Source organism: Simiduia litorea, assembly GCF_042853465.1.
Taxonomy (GTDB): domain Bacteria; phylum Pseudomonadota; class Gammaproteobacteria; order Pseudomonadales; family Cellvibrionaceae; genus Simiduia; species Simiduia litorea.
The window spans coordinates 1455877-1480000 of sequence record NZ_AP031497.1; the positions used below are offsets into that span (position 1 = coordinate 1455877).

The 24124-nt window shown below is 51.5% G+C and carries 23 protein-coding genes (1 of these 23 cut by a window edge); 22 read left to right on the forward strand and 1 reads right to left on the reverse strand.

Annotation, left to right across the window (positions count from 1 at the left end):
• Nucleotides 1-201: 201 nt before the first annotated feature.
• The 3 genes from secD to ACGHTT_RS06435 all read left to right on the forward strand — a co-directional run bounded on the left by secD (nucleotide 202) and on the right by ACGHTT_RS06435 (nucleotide 5120).
• A complete protein-coding gene (gene secD / locus ACGHTT_RS06425; RefSeq protein ID WP_390594233.1) occupies nucleotides 202-2076 on the forward strand; it encodes a protein translocase subunit SecD in 1875 nt (624 codons plus the stop codon).
• Between the two features lie 10 nt (nucleotides 2077-2086).
• Nucleotides 2087-3010: a protein translocase subunit SecF gene (gene secF / locus ACGHTT_RS06430; protein WP_390594234.1), complete on the forward strand. Its 924-nt coding sequence runs from the start codon at nucleotides 2087-2089 to the stop codon at nucleotides 3008-3010.
• A gap of 85 nt (nucleotides 3011-3095) precedes the next feature.
• A complete protein-coding gene (locus tag ACGHTT_RS06435) occupies nucleotides 3096-5120 on the forward strand; it encodes a PAS domain-containing protein (protein WP_390594235.1) in 2025 nt (674 codons plus the stop codon).
• A 116-nt stretch (nucleotides 5121-5236) separates the two neighbouring features.
• Here ACGHTT_RS06435 and ACGHTT_RS06440 read toward each other — a convergent pair whose 3' ends face one another.
• Nucleotides 5237-6049 carry an inositol monophosphatase family protein gene (locus tag ACGHTT_RS06440; protein ID WP_390594236.1) on the reverse strand — a complete coding sequence of 271 codons (813 nt, stop codon included), beginning with the start codon at nucleotides 6047-6049 and terminating at the stop codon, nucleotides 5237-5239.
• Between the two features lie 213 nt (nucleotides 6050-6262).
• Here ACGHTT_RS06440 and trmJ point away from each other — a divergent pair, with 213 nt between their 5' ends.
• The 19 genes from trmJ to der form a co-directional block, all read left to right on the forward strand.
• On the forward strand, nucleotides 6263-7075 hold the full coding sequence (trmJ, locus tag ACGHTT_RS06445; RefSeq protein WP_390594985.1) for a tRNA (cytosine(32)/uridine(32)-2'-O)-methyltransferase TrmJ: 813 nt from the start codon (nucleotides 6263-6265) through the stop codon (nucleotides 7073-7075).
• Nucleotides 7076-7175: 100 nt separating this feature from the next.
• Nucleotides 7176-7655 carry a Fe-S cluster assembly transcriptional regulator IscR gene (iscR, locus tag ACGHTT_RS06450; protein WP_390594237.1) on the forward strand — a complete coding sequence of 160 codons (480 nt, stop codon included), beginning with the start codon at nucleotides 7176-7178 and terminating at the stop codon, nucleotides 7653-7655.
• On the forward strand, nucleotides 7652-8812 hold the full coding sequence (locus ACGHTT_RS06455; protein WP_390594238.1) for an aminotransferase class V-fold PLP-dependent enzyme: 1161 nt from the start codon (nucleotides 7652-7654) through the stop codon (nucleotides 8810-8812). The genes iscR and ACGHTT_RS06455 overlap by 4 nt, the downstream gene beginning before the upstream one ends.
• A 76-nt stretch (nucleotides 8813-8888) precedes the next feature.
• Entirely contained in the window at nucleotides 8889-10325 is a 1437-nt protein-coding gene (sufB, locus tag ACGHTT_RS06460) for a Fe-S cluster assembly protein SufB (RefSeq protein WP_390594239.1), read from the forward strand.
• A gap of 21 nt (nucleotides 10326-10346) precedes the next feature.
• Nucleotides 10347-11111 (forward strand): Fe-S cluster assembly ATPase SufC, encoded by a 765-nt coding sequence (sufC, locus tag ACGHTT_RS06465; RefSeq protein ID WP_390594240.1) that lies wholly within the window; start codon nucleotides 10347-10349, stop codon nucleotides 11109-11111.
• Nucleotides 11111-12346 carry a Fe-S cluster assembly protein SufD gene (gene sufD, locus ACGHTT_RS06470; RefSeq protein WP_390594241.1) on the forward strand — a complete coding sequence of 412 codons (1236 nt, stop codon included), beginning with the start codon at nucleotides 11111-11113 and terminating at the stop codon, nucleotides 12344-12346. The genes sufC and sufD overlap by 1 nt, the downstream gene beginning before the upstream one ends.
• Nucleotides 12343-13560 carry an aminotransferase class V-fold PLP-dependent enzyme gene (locus ACGHTT_RS06475; protein ID WP_390594242.1) on the forward strand — a complete coding sequence of 406 codons (1218 nt, stop codon included), beginning with the start codon at nucleotides 12343-12345 and terminating at the stop codon, nucleotides 13558-13560. The genes sufD and ACGHTT_RS06475 overlap by 4 nt, the downstream gene beginning before the upstream one ends.
• Before the next feature lie 10 nt (nucleotides 13561-13570).
• A complete protein-coding gene (locus ACGHTT_RS06480) occupies nucleotides 13571-13933 on the forward strand; it encodes a HesB/IscA family protein (RefSeq protein ID WP_390594243.1) in 363 nt (120 codons plus the stop codon).
• 10 nt (nucleotides 13934-13943) lie between these two features.
• Nucleotides 13944-14477, forward strand: a complete 534-nt coding sequence (sufT, locus tag ACGHTT_RS06485) for a putative Fe-S cluster assembly protein SufT (RefSeq protein ID WP_390594244.1) — start codon at nucleotides 13944-13946, stop codon at nucleotides 14475-14477.
• Between the two features lie 59 nt (nucleotides 14478-14536).
• Nucleotides 14537-14950 carry a SufE family protein gene (locus ACGHTT_RS06490; protein ID WP_390594245.1) on the forward strand — a complete coding sequence of 138 codons (414 nt, stop codon included), beginning with the start codon at nucleotides 14537-14539 and terminating at the stop codon, nucleotides 14948-14950.
• Between the two features lie 201 nt (nucleotides 14951-15151).
• Nucleotides 15152-15577, forward strand: a complete 426-nt coding sequence (gene ndk, locus ACGHTT_RS06495; RefSeq protein ID WP_390594246.1) for a nucleoside-diphosphate kinase — start codon at nucleotides 15152-15154, stop codon at nucleotides 15575-15577.
• Between the two features lie 18 nt (nucleotides 15578-15595).
• The gene (gene rlmN / locus ACGHTT_RS06500; protein ID WP_390594247.1) at nucleotides 15596-16756 is read left to right on the forward strand and encodes a 23S rRNA (adenine(2503)-C(2))-methyltransferase RlmN; all 1161 of its coding nucleotides are present in this window, start codon (nucleotides 15596-15598) and stop codon (nucleotides 16754-16756) included.
• Nucleotides 16757-16770: 14 nt separating this feature from the next.
• Entirely contained in the window at nucleotides 16771-17535 is a 765-nt protein-coding gene (gene pilW, locus ACGHTT_RS06505; protein ID WP_390594249.1) for a type IV pilus biogenesis/stability protein PilW, read from the forward strand.
• A gap of 54 nt (nucleotides 17536-17589) precedes the next feature.
• Entirely contained in the window at nucleotides 17590-18504 is a 915-nt protein-coding gene (locus ACGHTT_RS06510) for a helix-turn-helix domain-containing protein (protein WP_390594251.1), read from the forward strand.
• 19 nt (nucleotides 18505-18523) lie between these two features.
• Nucleotides 18524-19636, forward strand: coding sequence for a flavodoxin-dependent (E)-4-hydroxy-3-methylbut-2-enyl-diphosphate synthase (gene ispG / locus ACGHTT_RS06515; RefSeq protein ID WP_390594254.1), 1113 nt, complete (start codon nucleotides 18524-18526; stop codon nucleotides 19634-19636).
• Nucleotides 19637-19674: 38 nt separating this feature from the next.
• Entirely contained in the window at nucleotides 19675-20943 is a 1269-nt protein-coding gene (gene hisS, locus ACGHTT_RS06520; protein WP_390594255.1) for a histidine--tRNA ligase, read from the forward strand.
• Nucleotides 20944-20993: 50 nt separating this feature from the next.
• Nucleotides 20994-21668, forward strand: coding sequence for a YfgM family protein (locus ACGHTT_RS06525; protein WP_390594257.1), 675 nt, complete (start codon nucleotides 20994-20996; stop codon nucleotides 21666-21668).
• Nucleotides 21668-22810 carry an outer membrane protein assembly factor BamB gene (bamB, locus tag ACGHTT_RS06530; protein ID WP_390594258.1) on the forward strand — a complete coding sequence of 381 codons (1143 nt, stop codon included), beginning with the start codon at nucleotides 21668-21670 and terminating at the stop codon, nucleotides 22808-22810. The genes ACGHTT_RS06525 and bamB overlap by 1 nt, the downstream gene beginning before the upstream one ends.
• Nucleotides 22811-22890: 80 nt before the next feature.
• Nucleotides 22891-24124, forward strand: partial view of a ribosome biogenesis GTPase Der gene (gene der, locus ACGHTT_RS06535; protein ID WP_390594259.1) — the 5' portion only. 320 nt of this gene lie beyond the right edge of the window; 1234 of the gene's 1554 nt are visible here — the first part of the coding sequence; it begins with the start codon at nucleotides 22891-22893; its stop codon lies off the right edge, out of view.

Consider the following 24124-nt stretch of genomic DNA (forward strand, 5'->3'; position numbering starts at 1 on the left):
ACGCAGTATGAGTAAGCGCGGCTGTTGCCGTATGGCATGTTGAGCCGGCTCCGGAAGCGGGTATAATCCTCAACCTTGCAATTTCGGCTCGCGCCCTTATCTAAGTCAGACAATAAAAAGGCGTGGTTACACACCTTCTGATCAAATTTTGCACACATTATAAATAACGGGGCGTTTATTGCGCCCATCACGGAAACCACTATGTTGAATCGCTACCCACTGTGGAAGAGCCTGCTGATATTGGCAGTTATTGCCTTGGCGTTTGTCTTTGCCATGCCAAACCTCTACGCGCCTGACCCAGCCGTACAAATTTCTGGTGAGTCTAGCGCCATGGAGTTGGATCAAGCGGTGCTCAATAATGCGACCAAAGCCTTGTCGGCTGAGGGCATTGAGCACTTTGGCGAAACCGTTAGCGCCAAAGCGGCACTGATTCGGTTAACCAAAGTTGAAGACCAATTGCCAGCCAAGCGCATCATTCAGCGCGCCCTGGGTGACAGCTACGTGGTTGCGCTCAATATGGCGCCAACTACGCCCGAATGGCTTAGATCCATGGGGGCGGGCCCAATGAAATTGGGTTTGGATTTATCCGGTGGTGTGCACTTTTTGATGGAAGTGGATACCAAATCCGCTATCGCCAAACGCCAGGAGTCGAGCATTGCAGAATTTAAAGGCAAATTGCGCGACGAGCGTATCCGCTATGTCTCTGTTGAGCTAAGTGATCAAGGCGTGATTACTGCGGTGTTTCGCTCGGCCGAAGATCGCGATGCGGCCTCGGATATTTTCCGCAAGGATTTTGCCGACCTCACCCGTGACGTCGCCGATAACAGCGATGGCACTTTCGCCGTTACCGCCACCTTCAGTGAAGCGGCGATTCGCGAAATTGAAAATTACGCGGTGAGTCAAAACTTAACCACCTTGCGCAACCGCGTGAATGAGCTGGGTGTGTCTGAGCCTATCGTGCAGCGCCAAGGCCGCAACCGCATCGTGGTTGAACTGCCCGGCGTACAAGATACCGCCGAGGCCAAGCGTGTTATCGGTAAAACCGCGAACCTAGAGTTTCGTTTAGAGGCGAAACCGAGTGAGCTGGTAACCAACAAAGAGCGTTTCGATTTTAAAAGTGAAGAAGATCAGCGTCGCACCGGTGGCGCCGACCTCGAGCGCGCGTTGATTATTGCCGGCGATCACGTATCGGGTGCAAAAAGCAGTTTTGACCCAGAGAGCAATCAGCCGCAGGTAAACATTAATCTCGATAGTATCGGCGGCACCAAAATGCACCGCGCTACGCGTTCTAATGTTGGCCGCCGCATGGGCGTGCTGTTTATCGAATACAAGACCCGTTTAGATCGCAGCACCAACGAAGCGGGCGAAGAAGTTGTGACGCCGCGCCAAATTGTTGAAAAAGAAATTATCAGCTTGGCCACTATTCAGAGTGCCTTGGGTGTGCAATTTCGTATTACTGGCTTAGATAATGCGGCTGAAGCGTCTGAGTTGGCGTTGTTGTTGCGCTCCGGTGCATTGGCGGCGCCTATGTACTTTGTTGAAGAGCGGACGATAGGCCCATCACTGGGTGCCGAAAATATTCGTTTAGGTGTAACCTCTGTTCAAATCGCCTTTGCCGTCGTACTAATTTTTATGGTGCTGTACTACAAAGTTTTTGGTTTGGCGGCCAATATCGCGCTGGCGGCTAACGTGGTGCTGTTGGCGGCGTGTATGTCGCTGTTAAGCGCTACCTTAACCTTGCCCGGTATTGCCGGTATCGTCTTGACGGTGGGTATGGCGGTGGATGCCAACGTGCTTATTTTCTCGCGAATAAAGGAGGAAATAGCCAACGGCTTACCGACCCAGTCTGCTATTAATGCGGGCTATGAGCGGGCGTTTACCACCATCCTCGATGCTAACGTCACCACCTTGATTGTCGCCGTTATTCTTTATGCGATTGGAACCGGCCCCGTTAAAGGCTTTGCGGTAACGCTGAGCTTGGGTATTTTAACCTCCATGTTTACGGCCATTATGGTGTCACGTTTAGTGATCAATACCATTTATGGCGGCCGTAGCGTGAAGAAAGTGTGGATTTGAGGGCGCGACCATGAGCATTGCAAATAAAACAATTAATTTTATGGGTAGCCGTATTATCGCTACCATTTTTTCAGGGTTACTCCTGATCGGCTCTATTGGTTCTCTGGCCGTTAACGGTTTGCAGTTCGGCTTAGACTTTACTGGCGGTATGCAGATTGAAGTTCGCTACGAGCACAAAGCCGATTTAGAGCAGATTCGCACTACCTTAACTGAGGCAAATTACAGCAATGTGATTGTTGTGAATTTTGGTTCCGATGAAGATGTGCTGATACGCATGCAGCAAGATTTTACCGAGAGCTTAGGTAATGAAGTTGTTGCGCACTTAAAATCCCATGAGAGTGGCCAAATCGAGCTGCGCCGAGTCGAATTTGTTGGCCCGCAAGTGGGTGAAGAATTACGCGATAGCGGTGGCATTGGTATGCTGTTTGCGCTAGTGGTGGTAATGGCCTACGTGGCATTGCGCTTCCAGTGGAAGTTTGCCGTGGCGGCGGTTGCCGCTTTGGTGCACGACGTGATTATTACCCTCGGCTTTTTCTCCGTGTTCAAAATTGGTTTTGATCTGTCGGTATTGGCGGCGGTGTTGGCTGTGGTCGGTTACTCGTTAAACGATACCATTGTGGTGTTTGACCGCGTGCGGGAAAACTTCCCAGTGCTGCGTAAAACCGAATCACTCGAAGTGGTTAACGTGTCGTTAACTCAAACCCTCGATCGTACCTTGATGACCTCAGGCACCACGTTAATTGTACTGATTGTGTTGTACATGTATGGCGGTGAGTTGTTGCAAGGTTTCTCGGCCGCACTATTGGTGGGTATCGTTATTGGTACTTACTCTTCTATTTACGTGGCTTCAAACTTGCTCTTGAGCTTGAACATCATCAAGGAGGATTTAATGCCGCCGGTGAAGGAAGGCGCCGAGGTAGACGATCTGCCTTAAGGGAATGTAAATGGCGGCTTCGGTCGCCATTTTTGTATTTGGTGTACTATGCCTTATCTGAATTGTGCCTGCGTGGATTGCGATTATGAGCGACAGTGAAAGTCTGAGAGAAACACTAGGCTATTTATCTCTGAGTTCTGCAGATTTGAGTAAAGCGTCCCCAGACGAAATGCGCGCGCAGTTGGAGCGTTACAACCGTATTTTCCATGGCAGCGGTTGTGGTTTTTGGGAGTGGAATCTCGATACCAATCAGCTGTACTGGGAAGGGCGCTTCTGGGATGGCTTGGGTTACGATGCCAAAGTGCGAAGCAGCATGACCAGCGCATCTGACATGTTTAAATTTGTCCATCCCGATGACGTCTCGGTGATTGAAGCGGCGGTGCAAAACCATGTCATCCACGGTGCTCCTTATTGCGCTGAATACCGTATTCGAAAAGCGGACGGCGATTATGCCTGGACTCAAACCCGAGGCTCCTCCCGCCGGGCTGCCGATGGCAAGGTACACTTTTTATCCGGCGTAAACGTCGACATTACCGAGCTCAAAGAGACCACCGCGCGTCTGATTGAGAGCGAAGCGCGGCACGAGCGCATTATCGAAGCCTCCAACGACGGTATTTGGGAGTGGAGTCGGGAAGATAAGACCCTCGATTTTTCCAACCGCTGTTGGCAGCAGTTGGGTTATGAAGAGCACGATGAAGTGCTAACCCGCGGGCGAAATCGATTGCAGTTGTGGTATGAGTTGATGCACCCGGAAGATGTGCCGCGCTTTAAAGATACCCTGGCTGCGCACATCAACAACAATCAGCCGTTTGATATTGAGTATCGCATGAAGGCCGTGGACGGTCGCTACCGCTGGATCAAGGGTAGGGGGTCTGCATCGCTAGATGCGGCTGGCGAGGTGGTCAGCATGGCGGGCAGTAATATGGATATTACCTTAATCAAAGAAGCGGAAGAGCGAGTCATGCAGGCCAAGGAAGCGGCTGAGCGCGCTAATCGTGCCAAGTCAGATTTTTTATCCAGTATGAGCCATGAGCTTCGCACCCCGTTAAATGCCATTATGGGTTTCGCACAGTTATTTGATTACGACAATAATCTAACCGCTGAACAGCAGGAAAATGTGCGAGAAATTCGCAAGGCTGGCAGTCATTTATTGCAGCTTATCAACGATGTATTGGATTTGGCGAAAATTGAATCAGGCAAGCTTACGCTATCGCTGGAGCCCGTGTTGCCGGCACGCGTGGTGCGAGAGTGTGTTCAGTTGGTACAGTCTTTAGCCGATAGTCGCGCGATAAAAATGAGTATCGATTTTCGCAAGTGGTCTGGTACTTATATTCACGCCGATAGTGTGCGATTAAAACAGGTGTTACTTAACCTCATGAGTAATGCGATTAAATATAATCGTATGGGTGGCTCGGTTGAGGTTGTTTTCTATATGTCTGATGAAGAAAATGTGCGAATAGGCGTGCGTGATTCGGGCTACGGTATTCCCGACGTGAAGCGCAAGGAGATGTATCAGCCATTTAACCGGTTGGGCGCAGAGGGCGGAAAGATCGAAGGCAGTGGTGTTGGCTTGGTGATTACTCGGCGCTTAATGGAAATGATGGGTGGCACCATCGATTTTGAAAGCCGCGTTGGCCACGGCACTACCTTCTGGATCACCTTTAAAAAATCTGAACAGCAAGATGCTGTGCCTTTCAATGTGACGAACACGCCCCTAGCGCGTGCCGAGTTGAATATTTCCAAGCCGCACCGGGTTTTATATATCGAAGATAATCCATCCAATATTCGCGTTATTCGTCAGTTTTGCCAGCGCTTTGACTTGCTGCAGCTGGAAGTTGCCGAGGAGGCTTTTTTTGGTTTGTATAAGGCGCGTACCTTTTTACCCGACTTTATTATTTTGGATATCAACCTGCCCGGCATGGATGGCTACGAAGTGCTGGAAGTGCTAAAGGCCGATCCGCAATTGGCCGATATACCCGTTATTGCGCTGTCTGCGAATGCAATGAGTCTTGATGTCGAGCGAGGCAGGAAGGCCGGCTTTTTCGAATACCTTACCAAGCCTGTGGATATCAATGCGCTGATACTCACGCTCAATCGATTGGTCAGTTGAGGCGGTCACGCGGCGTGCCAGATGGGCAAATCGATTCGCTAATAAAGTGGTGCACTGGCTAATTAATACAATAAAAAAGGGATGCCTGAGCATCCCTTTTTTATTAAGCCGCTGGATTATTTACCAATGTGGCCCATGTGATTGCCAACCACTTGCAGTAGTGGTTTAAATACTTTTGGCCCGCCGCAGACAATGTTGCCGCTATCCATGTAGCTATTGCCACCTTTAAAATCGGAGATCAAGCCACCGGCTTCTTTTACCAGTAGTACGCCTGCGGCGATGTCCCATTCATTTAAATTCATTTCCCAGAAACCGTCATAGCGACCGGCGGCGACGTAGGCGAGATCTAACGAAGCCGCGCCTGGGCGACGAATACCAGCGGTTTGGCCAGCAATTTCTTTAACGGCCGCGAGATAAGGGTCTATGTGCTCTAGCGCCCAGCCATTAAACGGAATGCCGGTTCCGATCAGGCCGCCCTCTAGGCCGCGGCGGGACGAGACGCGGATGCGGCGGCCATTGAGCATGGCGCCTTTGCCTTTACTGGCGGTAAATTCTTCGCGCTTCATGGGATCGTAAACCAGAGCGTGCTCTAAAACGCCTTTGCGTTTGCAGGCTATGGAAATGGCAAAGTGGGGGATGCCATTGATAAAGTTGGTGGTGCCGTCGAGCGGGTCGATAACCCATTCGTAGTCGCTGTCGCCGCTCTTGCCGATGCTTAATCCGGACTCTTCGCCGCGCATGTTGTGATCGGGGTAGGCTTTGCGCAGGTGATAAATCACCTCTTTCTCTGCCGCCCTGTCGACTTCGGTAACAAAGTCATTTTGGCCTTTGGTTTCAATGGCGACAAATTCTACACGCTCCAAAGCGCGTTCAATCAGTTCTCCAGCCTTGCGCGCAGCGCGCAGAGCAATGGTCAGCATGGGTTCCATGGGGACTCCGACAGGGCAGTTGAGTTTTAAGAGAGCGCAGTTATCGCTGGGTAGTGCCTGTGTAGGCGCCTACGGGATAATTGGGGGCGCGGATTATAACAGTAGCCTCGGTCTTTAGCATAGGGGCTTGCTGTTAATTAGCCACTATTTCGGTGGGCGCCTGTCTGGGCTTTTGCTACAATGCGCGCCATTTTTACGCCCGTGGGTAATCATATGCCAGACAAGACAGAAGATTGGTTTCAGCAGGTCAGGATCGTACTGGTTAATACCAAGGCCTCAGGCAACATTGGCGGCGCTGCGCGGGCGATGAAGAACATGGGTTTAAGCAACCTGTGGCTAGTGGAGCCGCGCGAATACCCATCGGCCGAGGCTACGTGGCGCGCGTCCAATGCCACGGATGTGCTTGACGGTGCTCACGTGGTGGCCACCTTAGCTGAAGCTATTGGAGATTGCGGCTTAGTGATTGGTACCAGTGCCCGCGGGCGCAGTATTCCCTGGCCGATTCAAACCCCGCGCGAGGCCGCTGGCCAAGTGGCTGCCGAGGCGCGCCAGCACAAGGTCGCTATCGTGTTTGGTCGCGAAGACCGCGGTCTAACCAATGAAGAGTTGCAAGCTTGCAATCTGCATTTGCATATTCCGGCAAACGAGGAATATAGCTCGCTTAATCTCGCCACGGCGGTGCAAGTGATCTGCTACGAGCTGCGGATGATGATGCTGGAGCAGCGCGACGGCAAGGCGCCGCATTTCGACGATTGGGATCAGCCGCCAGCTAACAGCAATGAATTAGAGCATTACTACACCCACCTGCAAGAAACCTTGGAGCGGCTGGATTTCATTACCCACGATAACCCGCGCCAGACCATGACGCGCCTGCGCCGGCTATTTAATCGAGCCCGGCTAGATCAGATGGAGCTCAACATTTTGCGCGGTATCCTCACGGCAACGCAGAATTATATCTATCACACAGACCGCAAGGTGGCAGCACTAAAGGCGAGTGTTGATGAGGATGGCTCGGACAAGGGGTAATACCTGAGTGCTCTAGTAGGTTAAATACTTGACTGTAATAGTAGGGTATTTATAATGCTCGCATCGCCTGTGAGGCATAAATGTCTGATGGAACACGTTTATGAGACTGACAACTAAAGGTCGTTATGCGGTGACTGCCATGTTGGATTTGGCCATGCATATGCAGCAGGGCCCGACGAGCCTAGCCGATATATCCAAGCGCCAGGAAATTTCGCTGTCTTACTTGGAGCAACTTTTCTCGAAGTTGCGCCAGTCTGAGCTAGTCACCAGTGTCAGGGGCCCTGGCGGTGGCTACCGATTGAGCCGGGATGCCGACGATATTTTTGTTGCTCAGATTATCGATGCTGTCAACGAGTCGATAGATGCGACCAACTGCGGAGGCAGTGGCAACTGCCAGAACGGCAAGGTCTGTCTCACCCACAATCTGTGGAGCGACCTCAGTATGCAAATCCACCAGTTTTTGAATTCTATTAGTTTGTCGGCTTTGATGCAGCGCCACGATGTGCGCGCGGTTTGTACCCGTCAGGATGCCGATAGCGAGACCCAGTCATTGGTTTTATCGGAGCTTGCGCCCCAGTGAAGTTACCGGTCTATTTAGATTACGCCGCCACAACACCCGTCGACCCGCGCGTGGCCGAGGCGATGGCGCGTTGTTTAACCATGGATGGCGTTTTCGCCAATCCGGCTTCGCGCTCGCATATTTACGGTTGGCAGGCAGAAGAGCAGGTTGAGTTGGCGCGTCGTCATGTGGCCGAGCTATTAAGCGCCGACCCGCGCGATGTGGTTTGGACCAGTGGCGCCACTGAATCGAATAACTTGGCGCTGAAAGGCGTGTTTGAAGCGCTGAATTATCAGGGTCATCTCATTACCACTGCCATTGAGCACAAGGCGGTGATCGACCCAACAAAATGGTTGGAAGCGCGCGGTGTGGCCGTCACTTACTTGATGCCGGGCAAGGATGGCCGCGTTAGCGTCGAGCAGGTGCAGGCCGCGCTCCGGCCCGATACACGGTTAGTGAGTGTGATGCACATTAACAACGAAACCGGTGTGGTTAATCCTGTCGCGGACATCGGTGCGCTGTGTCGCGCCGCCAATGTTTTATTGCACGTAGATGCCGCGCAATCGGCAGGTAAAATCCCACTGGATGTAAGTGCCTTGCAGGTCGATATGCTGAGTTTGTCAGCGCACAAGTTTTATGGCCCTAAGGGTGTGGGTGCGCTCTATGTGCGCCGTGCTATCGCCCATCAGGTTAAGCCGCAAATTCACGGTGGCGGCCACGAGCGTGGGTTGCGCTCCGGTACGTTAGCGACCCATCAGCTGGTGGGTATTGGTGAAGCAGCGCGGCTTTGTATTGAACAGCAAGAGGCTGATGCCGAGCGCACAGCGCGCTTGCGCGATCAGTTGTGGCAGGGTATTTCGGGTTTGCCGACTATCGCACGCAACGGTTCAACGGAATGGCTGAGCCCGATTCATTTGAATGTTAATTTCGGCGCTGTGGATGGCGAAGCCTTGCTGTTGAGTTTGCGCGATATCGCCGTGTCGTCGGGCTCGGCTTGCACCTCTGCCAGCATGGAGCCGTCTTACGTCTTGAAGGCCATGGGTTTGACGGATGCGCAGGCGCACAGCTCGGTGCGTATATCGCTCGGGCGATTTACCACGGCGGACGATGTGCAGCGCGCTGTGGCGCACATAGTTGATGTTGTTGCCTCGTTGCAGTCGCAACCTGCGCTCGGTTGATGAGCCTGATCGATGGGCAAATTTTATTTAAAGCACAAGGGGTTCCTTGTGCCACATTACGCAGTAGAAGGTCCGTATGACTGAGCAAATTGATAAGGCACTGAAGCGCGAATATGAAGCGGGTTTCGTGTCGGCAATCGAATCGGAAACGTTTGCCCCCGGGTTAGATGAGGATGTTATTCATCGCATCTCTGCCATGAAGGGTGAGCCTGAGTGGATGCTCGAATGGCGGCTTAAGGCGTTTCGCAGCTGGCAGGAAATGGAAGAGCCTGAATGGGCGCACGTGGTTTACGACAAAATAAATTACCAAGCGATTTCCTATTACTCGGCGCCAAAAAGCATGAAGGATAGGCCTAAGTCACTGGAAGAAGTCGATCCCGAGCTGCTGCGTACCTATGAAAAATTGGGCATTCCATTGCTTGAGCAGCAAATGTTGGCCGGCGTTGCTGTGGACGCCGTGTTCGACTCGGTTTCGGTGGTCACCACCTTTCGCGAAAAGTTGGCCGAGGCCGGTGTCATTTTCTGCCCAATATCTGAGGCAGTGCAAAGCCACCCAGAGTTGGTGAAAAAATATTTGGGCAGTGTGGTGCCGCCTAAAGACAATTACTTCGCCGCGCTTAATTGTGCCGTGTTTACCGATGGCTCCTTTGTCTACATTCCCAAGGGCACGCGCTGCCCGATGGAGTTGTCGACTTACTTCCGCATTAACGAACAAAATACCGGTCAGTTTGAGCGCACGCTAATTATTGCCGACGAGGGTAGCCATGTGAGCTACTTAGAAGGCTGTACGGCACCGCAGCGCGATGAAAACCAGCTGCATGCGGCGGTGGTTGAGTTGGTGGCAATGGACGATGCCGAGATCAAATACTCCACCGTTCAGAACTGGTACCCAGGTGACGAAAACGGCAAGGGCGGTATTTATAACTTCGTGACCAAGCGTGGTATCTGCCACGATCGCGCCAAAATCAGTTGGACGCAAGTGGAAACCGGTTCGGCGGTGACCTGGAAATACCCAAGCTGTATTTTGAAGGGCGATGATAGTATCGGTGAATTTTATTCTGTTGCCTTGACGCGCGGTAAACAGCAGGCTGATACCGGCACAAAAATGATTCACCTTGGGAAAAATACGCGCTCAACGATTATCTCTAAGGGTATTTCCGCCGGTCGCAGTAATAACAGTTACCGAGGCTTGGTGCGCATGAACCCAGGTGCCCACGGCGCACGAAATTTTACCCAGTGCGACTCCTTGTTGATTGGCGACAAATGCGGTGCTCATACTTTTCCCTATGTAGAAAGTCGCAACCCATCGGCCATTGTCGAGCACGAGGCGACAACGTCAAAGGTCAGCGATGACCAGATGTTCCTGTGTCAGCAACGTGGCTTGGATGCAGAAAAAGCGGTCTCCATGATCGTTAATGGTTTCTGCAAGGAAGTATTTAAAGAACTGCCCATGGAGTTTGCCGTTGAAGCGGGCAAGCTATTAGAAATTAGCCTCGAAGGCTCAGTGGGTTAAGTCGGATTTCAGGAAAATATTATGCTCTCGATTAAAAATTTACATGCGCGCGTTGAAGATAAAACCATCCTTAAAGGCTTGGAATTAGAGATAAAGCCCGGTGAGGTGCACGCGATCATGGGGCCTAACGGTGCCGGCAAAAGCACCTTGGGTTATGTGCTTTCAGGTCGCCCAGGCTATGAAGTAGAGCAGGGCAGTGCAGAGCTCAATGGTCAGAATTTGTTTGATATGGAAACGGAAGAGCGTGCCCGTGCCGGTGTTTTTTTAGCGTTTCAGTACCCGGTAGAGATTCCGGGTGTGAGTAATTTGGAATTTTTAAAAGCGTCGGTAGATGCCGCGCGCAAAGCCCGCGAAGAAGAGCCATTGAGCTCGGCTGAATTTTTGAAGTTGGCACGGGTGGCGTGTAAACAAGTGAACCTGCCGGTTGAATTTTTAAAACGCGGCGTCAACGAGGGTTTCTCGGGTGGCGAGAAAAAACGCAATGAAATCATGCAAATGATTTTGTTGGAGCCAACCCTGTGCATACTGGATGAAACCGATTCAGGTTTGGACATCGATGCACTTAAGGTGGTTGCCGAGGGTGTTAACAGCCAGCGCAACGAAAAGCGTAGCTTTATTGTTGTTACTCACTACCAGCGTTTGCTCGACTACATCAAACCTGATTATGTTCATGTGTTGTCGGACGGAAAAATTGTCAAAAGCGGCGGCCCAGAGTTAGCGCAAGAACTGGAGGCGCAAGGGTATAGTTGGCTGGTCAAAGATCCCGTAGCCGAGGTAAATGCCTAATGAGCGCTTGGCTTGAAACCACATTGGCCGGCATAGCACCGCAGGATTGGTTGGCGCCTAAGCGTCAGGCATCCCTCGCCCTGCTGCAGCAAGTGCCTTGGCCGAATCGCAAGCTCGAGGCTTGGAAGTACACGCCCGTTCGGGCGCTGGAAAAATCAAATTTTGCTCGCGCCGGTGCCGGTGAGGCTCACGCTTTGCAGGCTATCGAAGGCTTAAATAGCGTTGATATCATCATTCAAGATGGCAAGCCTGTGTTGCCAGCAGCGCTACCCGCTGGCGTTAGTATTACCTTGTTATCGCAGCCATCGGTGGCAGGGCAGTTGCTTTTTTGCGGCATCAAGCCCGAGCGCCATGTATTTGGTTTGCTTAACGATGTACTGGCTAACGATGGCCTGGTCATTGAGGTGGCACCGGATTGTCAGGTTGAGCGCCCGCTGCGTATTGTTTATCGCGTAAGTGACGCTGCCCAAGCGCATGGCCGGGTTTTGGTGCGCCTTGGCGCGCGCTCGAAACTTACCGTGGTGGAGCAGGCCGAGGATTCCAGCCCCAGCTTTAGCACTCACTTTGCCGAGTATCAGATTGAGGCCGACGCAGCGTTAGAGCACTATCGGTTTGCTTTGCAGACGGGCGGTGCATTGAACGTTGGTGGTTGTCATTTTTCGCTAGCTGATAAAAGTTCACTGAATTCTACCTTGGTGGGTTTTGGTGGCGAGTTGGCGCGTTTGGATGTGGATGTTATTCACGCCGGTGAATTTGCCCAAGCGAAAATGAATGCTATTTATTTGCTGGATGGTAGCGAGCTGTTTGATTTGCACACCACTATCGAGCACGCCAAACCCAACGGCACGACCGAAGAGAACGTGCGGGGCATAGTGGCAGACAAAGCCAAGGCGGTTTTTAACGGTCGCATTCATATTCATCGCGATGCGCAGAAAACCTTGGCGGAACTTAATAACCGCAACTTGTTGTTGTCTGAGGGCGCGGAGATTAACACTAAGCCAGAGCTTGAAATTTACGCCGACGACGTGCGTTGCGCTCACGGAGCAACAGTGGCAGAAATTGATAAGCAAGCCCTGTACTATTTGCAAACTCGCGGCATCAGCCGTGCGCAAGCGCAGGTGATGTTGAGCTTTGGTTTTATTAACGAGTTGGTCGATGACATGCCGAGCGAGGCGTTAGCCAATTGGCTGCGGCCGCAGTTGCGCGATCGCTTTGCGCGGATGGAAGTTAAATGAGTTTTGATGTTGAAAGTATTCGCGCCCAGTTTCCTATCTTAAAGCGGGAAATAGATGGCAACCCGCTGATCTATTTAGATAACGCGGCCACGACGCAAAAGCCGCAGTGTGTCATCGATAGTCTAGTGGAATACTATTCTACCTATAACAGCAATGTGCACCGCGGTGCGCACCGACTTGCCGACGAGGCAACGACGCGCTACGAAGCGGCGCGTGATCGCGTGGCTGGGTTTATTAACGCGCGCGCGCGCCAAGAAGTGATTTGGACCAGCGGCACCACGGAGGCGATTAATATTGTCGCCCATGGCCTTGCTAAGCAATTGCAACCGGGCGATGAGGTTGTGGTTACCGAGATGGAGCATCACGCCAATATCGTCACTTGGCAGCAGGCCTGTTTAAGTAGCGGTGCGAGCTTAAAAGTGGCGCCTATTTTTGACAGCGGTGAATTAGATCAGGCGGCCTTCGAGCAATTGCTTAATGCAAAGACGCGCTTGGTGGCCTTTCCCCATGTGTCTAATTCATTGGGTACCGTCAATCCCATTGTGGCTATGACGGCAAAGGCAAAAGCCGTTGGCGCGCTGGTGTTGATTGATGGCGCTCAGGGCATCGCTCACGGCGGTGTCGATGTGCAAGCCATTGGTTGTGATTTTTATGCCTTTTCCGGGCATAAAATGTTTGGTCCCACCGGCGTCGGTGTTCTGTGGGGGCGCGAGTCACTGCTGGCCGAGTGGCCGGTGTGGCAAACGGGCGGCGAGATGATCAGCGAAGTGACCTATCAAGGCGCCAGTTGGAATACTTTGCCTTATCGCCTAGAGGCGGGCACGCCGAATATTGCTGGCGTAATTGGTTTGGGCGCCGCGATTGACTGGTTTTCCACGCTTGATCTACCGGGTTTGCAACAGCACGAGCGCGCTTTGATGGCGCACGCGACGGCCTTGGCGACTGACTTTGAAGGTTTGCGCATTGTTGGTCAGGCGCCTGACAAGTCAGGCGTATTGAGCTTTTTGATGGCGGGTGGCCACCCAGCCGATATCGGTTTTTTATTGGACCGACAGGGCATTGCTATTCGCACCGGCCATCATTGTGCTGAGCCCCTGATGCACCGCTTGGCCGTGCCGGGCACTGCCCGCGCGTCTTTCTCACTTTATACCCGTATCGGGGAAATCGACGCGCTGTTTACCGCGCTCGATAAAGTTAAATTCATGTTGGCTTGAGGTGTCTACTTTGTCATCAGTCGTGTCTACCTTTGATCCCAGTGCCGGGCTTGTGTCTGTTACCGCGAAAGCCGAGCAGCATTTCGCCAAGAAGCTGTTCGCGGCTAACGCCAAGCTGATTCGCTTGAGCGTGAAAACCAGCGGCTGTACGGGCTATGCCTACGTGTTGGATGCCGTGGCGGAAAGCGAGGCTGGAGATACGCTTATTAAAGTGTCCGACCTTGTTACCCTTGCCATTTCCGCCGATGCCGCGCCGTTAATTCGCGGCACGGAAATAGATCTCGCGATCGAAGGCGTTAATCGCGTGATTAAGTACAACAACCCCAACGTAGTGGCCGAGTGTGGTTGCGGCGAAAGCTTCTCTGTTAACTGAGGCCACCTAGATGCAACAGAATATGGTGGTAACGCGTCGAGCCTGCCCAGCGCGGCGCGTGCCGGCTGGCATACCCGTGGTGATTCCCGAGGGTGAATTCGTCAATATTCGACAAAGCCTGGGTGGCAACTATACCGTTACCTGGCAGGGCAACATGCTGCGCATCGATGGTACCGATGCCGATGCTATCGGCGCCGAGCCGGAAAAACTCGACTTCGTCGATGATGGCTCTGGTCAGGTGAGTGAGGCGCAAGTATGGGCGGCACTGGAGACCATTTACGACCCAGAAATACCGATTAATTTGGTCTCTCTTGGGTTGATTTACAGCGTTTCGGTGAATAAAGACGCCGGTGTAGTCACCATTCAAATGACACTAACTGCGCCAGGTTGCGGCATGGGGCCTGTGCTGGTGGGCGATGTGGAGTATCGCGTGGGCAAGGTGCCGCACGTCAAGTCTGTGGTGGTTGATTTGGTGTTTGATCCTCCGTGGGCAAGGCATATGATGAGCGAAGAGGCCCAATTGGAGGCCGGTTTATTTTTCTAGTGGCCCGTATTTCCTCGCGGCTGGTTTCGACGCGGTATTGATTGAGAAGTTGAATTGTCATGAGTTTGCCCTCTACCGAAGATATTCTTGAAGACATCGCCTTTTTTGACGATTGGGAAGAAAGGTATAAGTACATTATCGATCTGGGCCGTGCGCTAAAGCCCATGGATGCGGCGCTGCATACGCCTGAGCGGCTGGTAAAGGGCTGCCAAAGTAACGTGTGGATTGAGCCGAGGCGCGAGCAGGAGCTGCTGTTTTTTACCGTCGACAGCGATGCAGTTATCGTGCGCGGCTTGCTAGCATTGGTGTTAGCGGCCTATCAGGGGCGCACCAGTGCCGAGATATTGGCCTTTGATATTGATGCTTACTTTGCCAAGCTCGATCTAGAGCGCCATCTGAGTCCGACCCGCGGTAATGGCTTGCGGGCCATGGTGGGTCGCGTTCGCGCTATCGCTGAGGCCGCAAAAGGCTAATATAGGCGTATTGTCCGTTAAAATGTCCTCATTCTGAGGGCTTGCGCGTACAAAAGTCCTAGAAACCCGCGTATAATTCGCGGGTTTTATGCATTGGAAACCCCAAATGCCAAGTGGGGCTTTTGCACTTACCATTCTGCGTTCATGAAAATATGGACGCTGACCATGATTTTATTAACTGAAGTGAGTTCGGAGAGTTAAATGGCCGTTGAACGTACCCTATCTATCATCAAGCCTGATGCTGTTGCCAAGAATGTTATTGGCGAAATTTACAGCCGTTTTGAGAAAGCCGGTTTGAAGGTAGTTGCCGCTAAAATGAAGCACCTGTCTAAAGCTGAAGCTGAAGGTTTCTATGCTGAGCACAGTGAGCGCGGTTTTTTCGCCGACCTAGTGGCTTTTATGACGTCTGGTCCTGTTATGGTTCAGGTGCTTGAAGGTGAAAATGCTGTTCTAGCGAACCGCGATCTGATGGGCGCTACTAACCCAAAAGAAGCTGCAGCGGGCACCATCCGCGCTGATTTCGCCACGAGCATTGATGCTAACGCTGTTCACGGTTCTGACGCAGTTGCCTCAGCTAACCGCGAAATCGCGTACTTTTTCGCCGCAACTGAAATTAGCGCACGCTAATTTTATTAGGTGAACCCGATGACCGATGTTCAGGAAGTAAGTAGTAACCCAGTTAAAACGAATTTGCTGGGGCTTACGCAATCAAAGATGGAAGCGTTTTTTGAGTCCATTGGCGAGAAGCGCTTCCGTGCGCAACAAGTCTTGAAGTGGGTTCATCAGCTCGGTGTTGTTGATTTTGAACAAATGAGCAATATCAGCAAAGATCTCCGTCACAAGCTTACCCAAGTGGCGGAGATTCGCTTTCCCACGGTAGAGCAGCAACTGGATTCGGTTGACGGCACCCGTAAATTTCTAATTCGAGTTGAAGGCGGTAGTGTTATTGAAACCGTCTTTATACCAGACGGTGAGCGCGGTACCTTGTGCGTGTCATCGCAAGTAGGTTGTTCGCTAGATTGCAGTTTTTGTGCAACCGGCAAGCAGGGCTTCAATCGCGATCTTACTGCCGCTGAAATCATTGGCCAAGTATGGATTGCCGCGCAGTCATTTGGTCAGTTGCAGGTTGCAGGGCCGCGCAAGATTACCAACGTTGTGCTGATGGGCATGGGCGAGCCTTTGCTCAATTTTGACAATGTGGTCGATGCTATGCACTTGATGATGCACGACAATTGTTACGGTATCTCTAAGCGCCGTGTAACCCTAAGCACCAGCGGTGTCGTGCCCGCCCTCGATCGCTTGGGCGAGCATACCGATGCTTGTTTGGCGATTTCTTTGCATGCGCCGAACGATGCCTTGCGCAATGAATTGGTGCCTATCAACAAAAAGTATCCTATTGCGATGCTGTTGGCTTCGGCTCAGCGCTATATCGATGGTTTACCGGATACGCACCGTAAAATTACCATCGAATATACCCTGATGGATCATGTCAATGATCGTCCTGAACATGCGCATGAGTTGGCCGAACTTCTCAAGAATGTACCGGTCAAAATCAATTTGATTCCCTTTAATCCTTTCGCACAATCGGATTACAAACGCGTGAGCAATAACAGTTTACGGCGCTTCCAAAACATCTTAATTGATGCAGGTTTTGTCACCACTGTGCGCACCACCCGTGGCGACGATATCGATGCGGCCTGTGGTCAGTTGGCGGGCAATATTAACGATTTAACTCGACGCGCCGAGCGCTACCGCAACAAACATTTAGCGCAGCAGCAAGAAGACGCTGTGCGTATTATTGGCTAATAACTGGGGTGACTATGTCTCTTGTAAAAACAAGTGTTCTGTTTGGCTTGCTGATCATGTTGAGCGGCTGCATTACCACGATGGAAAAAGACGTAGCAAAGGTTAACCCAGAGAAGGCGTTGGCGACCCACGTGCAGTTAGGCTTGGGCTATATTCGCGAAAATAACATGGATTCCGCGCGCTTTCATTTAACTAAAGCGGCCGAACTTGCGCCCAATGATCCCGGCATGTTGAATGGCCGCGGCTTGCTCTACCAGCTTGAAGGCGAGCCAAAATTGGCAGAGGAATCCTTTAAGAAGGCGCTGCGCGAGGACAGTAACTTCACCTCGGCGCGCCTGAATTATGCCACCTTTTTATACGGTAAAGAGCGCTATAAAGATGCCTATGAACAATATGAAAAAGCTAGTGATGATTTGGGTTACGACCGACGCGCAGTAGCACTGTACGGTGTTGGTATTGCCGGTTTGAAACTGGGTAAGAATGATCGCGCATTAGCGGCATTCAAGCAGTCTGTAATGCTGGATAAAGGTTTAGCACCCGCGCATTTAGAGTTGGCAGGGTATTACTTCGACGTAAAAGATTACGCCGAATGTAAAAAATCCTTAGATAAATTCGAAAAATTAAGTCGCCCAACGGCGCGCAGTTTATGGTTGAGCATCCGCATCGAGCAAATTTTCGGCAATAAGGATAAAGAGGCGAGTCAAGTGATGAGTCTAAAGAATATGTTCCCTTATTCGCCTGAGTATTTGGACTACAAAAAGAGTCAAGGACGTCCATAGTTCACCACCTGAGGTGGGGATTAGAATAATAACAAAACTAAAACGGCCAAGCAGATGACAGAAGAAGATGAAAAGGTTGAGGTGGCAAGCGCCGATACCGATGCAGTTTTGACTCCCGGCGCCATGCTTGAGCAGGCGCGCAAGGCGAAGGGTTTAGATGTTAGGGCGGCTGCGGATCAGCTACGCATGAGTCGCGTGAAACTGATCGCGTTGGAAGCCGATGCGTTTGAAGAGTTTCAGGGTGAAACCTTTATTCGGGGCTATATAAAGGCTTATTGCCGAATACTCGATTTAGATGAGGCTCAGGCCATAGCCCGCTATGAAAACTATGTGGCGGCGACGGCAGAAGTTAGTTTGCTGGTCGCCCCGCGCGAAGCGAAAAGTTTGGGTTTGGGGCTTTATGATAAGCCCTCGATTAAACCGGTTTTTATCGGTGTTGCGGTTGTCTTGGCTCTGGTTGCGCTGGTTGCTTTTTTTATCTACCCATCGCTTGATGCCGAGCCCGACGTTGCGGCGGTCGCGCCGGTAGCCGCTACGTCAGATGTGAATGCAGATGCGGCCCCGACGGTTGAACAGGATGATGTTGTTGACCTGCAAGATGACCGTGTGGGTGAGACCGTTGGACAGCCTGTTGAGGGTCTGCCCCCAGCGGTTGATAGCCGTGAGGCTGTTAAACCAGTGATAACAGAGGCGGTGACCTCGGCGCCGGTTGATGTAGCCCCAGTGTTTGACACGTTAACCATTGTGTTTACTGAAGAGTGTTGGCTCGAGGTGAGCGACGCTAAAGGCGATGTCTTGGCGACTGAATTAAAAGATGCCGGTAATGAAGTTGTGCTGCAAGGCAAGGCCCCGTTTAATGTCATGCTGGGTAATGCGCGAGCGGCCACTGTGTTTTTAAATGGCGCTAAAGTTGACTCTAATCCGCGCAATAGTAATCGCGCCCTTAGGTTTACCGTAGATCAACCTTGATAGATTGTGAGATGTAATCATGCACTTTGAGTCACCCATCAAACGTAGAAAGTCGCGCCAAATTATGGTGGGTAATGTGCCCGTGGGTGGCGATGCGCCGATTTCCGTACAAAGTATGACCAATACTGAAACCACGGATGTCGCCGCGACTGTCGGCCAGATCGTTCGCCTAGCCAATGCCGGCGCTGATATTGTACGCGTATCGGTTCCCAGTATGGAGGCGGCTGAAGCTTTTGGTTTGATTCGCAAGCAGTCGCCAGTACCGCTGGTGGCTGACATTCACTTTGATTATCGCATTGCGTTACGTGTTGCTGATTTAGGGGTGGATTGCCTGCGTATTAACCCCGGCAATATTGGCCGTGAAAAACGTATCGAAGCCGTGATTAGCAAGGCCAAAGATTTAAACATTCCGATTCGCATCGGGGTGAATGCGGGCTCTTTGGAAAAAGACTTGCAGAAAAAATACGGCGAGCCAACACCTGATGCATTAGTAGAGTCGGCGCTGCGTCACGTGGAATATTTAGATAAATTCGATTTTCAAAATTTTAAGGTCAGCGTCAAGGCGTCCGATGTCTTTATGGCGGTTGCGGCCTATCGAAAATTGGCCACATTGATTGAGCAGCCATTGCATTTGGGTATTACTGAAGCGGGTGGCTTACGCGGTGGCACGGTTAAGTCATCTATCGGTCTTGGTTTGCTGTTGATGGACGGCATTGGTGACACCATTCGCGTGTCGCTCGCAGCAGATCCCGTTGAAGAAATTAAAGTTGGCTGGGATATGTTAAAAAGCCTGAAGCTGCGCGCTAAGGGTATTAACTTTATCGCTTGCCCGAGCTGCTCTCGTCAAAATTTTGATGTCATCAAAACCATGAACGAGTTAGAAATGCGGCTGGAAGATATCACTGTGCCTATGGATGTGGCTGTTATCGGCTGCGTCGTCAATGGTCCCGGTGAGGCGAAAGAAGCCGATATTGGGTTGGCTGGCGGTACACCGAATAACTTGGTCTACATCGATGGCTTACCTAACGCCAAATTGAAAGCGGACAATTTGGTGGATGAGCTTGAAGCGCTTATTCGCACCAAGGCCGCCGCTAAAGCTAAGCTCGAAGAATCAATCATCGCAAAGGTTTAATCAGGCCTGTTGCTCCTGTTTAGTATGTGGATATTATCGTGAAAAAAATTCAAGCCATCCGTGGCATGAACGACCTGTTGCCTCAAGATGCGGGCACTTGGCAGTATTTGGAATCGACCGTGGCCGATGTGTTGCGTCGCTATCACTATCAAGAAATTCGTTTTCCGGTACTCGAGCAGACAGAGTTATTTAAACGCTCTATTGGTGAAGTGACTGATATCGTTGAGAAAGAAATGTATACCTTTCTTGATCGCAACGATGAAAGTGTAACGCTGCGCCCCGAGGGCACGGCCTGTTGTGTGCGTGCTTGTGAAGAACATGGGTTGCTCTACAACCAAGTGCAAAAGCTTTGGTATACAGGCCCCATGTTTCGCTATGAAAAGCCACAGAAAGGTCGTTTGCGTCAGTTTCATCAAATTGGAGTTGAGGCCTTCGGCATGGCCACGGCCGATGTGGATGCCGAGCTGTTAATACTTACTGCGCGTCTATGGCGTGAACTTGGCGTCAGCGATGCGGTCACACTACAGATAAATAGTTTAGGTGTGCCTGAGTCGCGCGCTCAATACCGCGAAGCGTTGGTGGCTTTTTTAGAGGCACATAAGTCTGAGCTGGATGAGGATAGTTTGCGTCGCTTGGCTTCAAACCCCTTGCGAGTACTTGATAGCAAGGATCAGAAAACTCAGGCACTGTTGGTTAATGCGCCGCGGCTGTCCGAATATTTAGATGAAGAGTCTAAGCTGCACTTTTCCACATTAAAGGCTTTGCTTGATGCCGCGGGCATCCAATACGAAGTCAATGAGCGCCTGGTGCGGGGCTTGGATTACTACACCAAAACAGTATTTGAGTGGGTTACCGACAAGCTGGGTGCGCAAGGGACGGTTTGTGCGGGTGGCCGTTACGATGGCTTGGTGGAGCAGCTCGGTGGTCGTGCAACCCCAGCGGTTGGTTTCGCCATGGGTATCGAACGCTTGGTCTTGTTGTTACAGGCATTAGAATGCGTGCCAGAGGCTGCCACTCAGCTGCCAGACGTGTATATTGTCGCCGTTGGCGAGGTTGTCGCACCTGCCTTGGCTATGGCCGAGCAATTGCGCGATGCGCTACCTTACCTGTCGATTCAATGTCATTGCGGCGGCGGTAGTTTTAAAAGTCAAATGAAAAAAGCGGATAAGAGCGGTGCTCAAGTCGCGTTGATTCTTGGCGAGGATGAAGTTGCCGCCGGTAAGGTAACGTTAAAACATCTTCGTTTAGATGTTGAACAACAAACATTGGCTAGTGATGATATTGCTGCCGCATTGAAAACTTTGTAGTTTCTTGAACGGGAACTTACACACAATAAAACTGTCTGGAGATTGAAACAGTGTCTGCGCATTTAACTGAAGAAGAACAAGTAGAAGCTCTAAAACGCTGGTGGGCTGAAAACGGCAAGTCATTAATCGTCGCCGTTATTATTGGCGTTGGTGGCTACATGGGTTTCGGTGCATGGAAGGATGGTCGTCAGGCTGGCGCCGAGGAAGCTTCTGCGCAATACGAGCAAATAACCGAGCTGATGGCTGGGCAAGAAGCCGTATCGGAAACTGATAAAGCGACCATTAAGCACTTAGCGCAAGGTTTGAAAGATAACCATGCCGACACGCTCTATGGCGTACAGGCGGCCATGTTGTTAGCCAAGCAAGCGGTTGAGGCAAGTGATTTGGCTCAAGCTGAAGCAGAGCTGCGCTGGGCGCTTGATCAAGCCTCTGAGGCCAACGTTGAGCTGCTAGCGCGCTTGCGTTTGGCGCGTGTTTTGGCCGCACAAGCTAAGTTCGACGATGCGCTGGCTGTTATCGTGGTTAAAGACGAAGGCTCCTTTGCGTCGTTGTATGCAGAAGTGCGGGGCGATGTGTTTGCCGCTGAAAGTAAACTTGATAAAGCCGCTCAAGCGTATACCGCAGCCATTGCCAGCGTCGATGCAAAAGACATGGCGCGCGCCGGTCAGTTGCGGATGAAATTAAATAGCGTGCTGCCTAAAGCGGCCGAAAAGAAGGATGCCTAATGAATCGTTTACTGGCTCTAGTTGCTGTTTTATTTCTGGGCGCTTGTTCGTCGACAGATGAAATTGATATCGAGCCAAAAGAGCTGGAAGACTTCGCGCCTAAGGTAAAATTACAGGAGCTTTGGTCTGTGTCAGTAGGCGCTGGCCAGGACGAGCGCTACTCGCGTTTTGTGCCTGCTATTGAAGGCGCTGCGATTTATGCGGTTGATGTTGAGGGTGAAGTGTTTGCCTTTGATAAAAACAAGGGTAAAAAGCGGTGGTCTGTTGAGTTGGATCAGGCGATCAGCGCAGGTGTGGGTGTGTCGGCGCGAGCTCTGCTGTTGGGAAGCTATAGGGGCGAAGTCATTGCCTTAAATAAGCAAGATGGCAGTGAGCTTTGGCGCACCACATTGTCTAGCGAAGTAGTCTCCGAGCCCACGGCGAGCGCGGGCGTGGTTGTGGCAACTACAAATGATGGCCGCCTCTATGGCTTGGATGGCGAAACTGGCGCGGTAAAATGGTTTTTCGAAAGCGTGCAGCCAATTCTAACCCTGCGTGGAACCAGTGCTCCTGTGGTGCGCGGCGATGTGGTTATCGCCGGTTTTGATAATGGTAAGGTTTATGCGTTCGATATCGATACCGGCCTTATTCAATGGGAGCAGCGCGTTGCGGTACCTAAGGGTAAAACCGAGCTAGAGCGGATCGTCGATATCGACGGCACACCTTTGTTGGCTGGCGATATTCTCTATGCTGTGAGCTATCAGGGTAGGCTTATGGCGTTTACCAGCGCTACCGGCCGCCCACTCTGGGCTGAAGAGGCCAGTTCAGTGCAAGGCCCCGCGGCGGATTACAGCCAAGTCTATATCGCCGGCGAGCAAGATAAAGTGCAAGCTTTCTCGAGTGCTACCGGTGTAAAAGTTTGGGAAAATAATGACCTCTTGCGTCGCAAGCTTTCGCCCCCGGCAGTATTGGGTAGTTACGTCGCCGTGGCTGACTTAGAGGGCTACTTGCACCTGCTCGATAAAGATACCGGTGTTATGGCTGCCCGCACCAGCGTCGATGGCGATGGCGTTCGTGCTCGCATGTTGGTTGAAAACGATATTTTGTACATTTTGGGTACCGGTGGCGAACTAAGTGCGTGGCGCCTTAAACCGCTCAAATAGTCGATCGCTGTACTAAGATCTTTAAAAGGCCAGAAGGACGTAGGTTCTTCTGGCCTTCACATTGTTGCTGAGTTAAAAACATGATTCCTGTATTAGCCCTTGTCGGGCGTCCCAACGTGGGAAAGTCGACACTCTTTAATTGCCTTACGCGATCGCGCGATGCGCTCGTGGCAGATTACGCTGGGCTAACCAGGGACCGTAAATACGGTGAAGGTGACTTTGAAGACCGCAAGTTCATGGTTATTGATACCGGTGGTATCAGTGGCGAGGAAGAGGGCATAGACAGCGTGATGGCTGGGCAATCGTTGCAAGCCATTGAAGAGGCTGATGCGGTATTGTTCATTGTCGATTGTCGAGCCGGCCTAACCCCTGCCGACGCAATGATTGCGCGGCATTTGCGCGTGCGCAATAAGCCAACGTTTGTTGTTGCTAACAAAGTTGATGGGACTAACCCAGATATTGCACTCGCGCCTTTTCATGAAATGGGTTTGGGTGAGCTATTTGCCACCACCGCGACGCATCGCAAAGGTGTGAAGGCGTTGATGGATCACGTCATGGGTCAATTTCCCGACGAGGAAGTTGAGAATCCCGATTTGCCTACCGGCATAAAAATTGCGGTGGTAGGGCGCCCGAACGTGGGTAAGTCCACCTTGGTTAATCGACTTCTGGGCGAGGATCGCGTGGTGGTTTTTGATCAGCCTGGCACTACCCGCGATAGCGTCTACATCAATTATGAAAGACACGGTTCTAACTACACCTTAATTGATACGGCGGGTATTCGTCGCCGTAAAAATGTTAAGGAAACCGTGGAAAAGTTTTCTATCGTGAAAACTCTGCAGGCGATCGAAGACGCTAACGTGGTGGTTTTGATGGCCGATGCCAGCGAGGGCTTGGTGGATCAAGATCTTCACCTGATGGGCCACACCATTGATGCGGGTCGTGCACTGGTGATCGCATTGAATAAGTGGGATGGACTCGAAGACACTCAGAAAGACTATGTCAAAAAAGAATTGGAGCGGCGTCTACGGTTTATCGATTTTGCCGACACCCATTTCATTTCTGCAAAACACGGTACCGGTGTTGGTCACTTGTATGAGTCTATCGAGCGCGCGTTTAAATCGGCGACCGACAAGTTTTCAACCAACTTCTTAACGCGGTTACTGCAAGATGCGGTGCGCGAGCATCAGCCGCCCTTGGTGCGTGGGCATCGTATCAAGTTGCGCTACGCGCACCCCGGTGGTCACAACCCCCCGATTATTGTCATTCACGGCAACCAAACCACGGATCTGCCAGCGGCTTATGTTCGCTATTTAG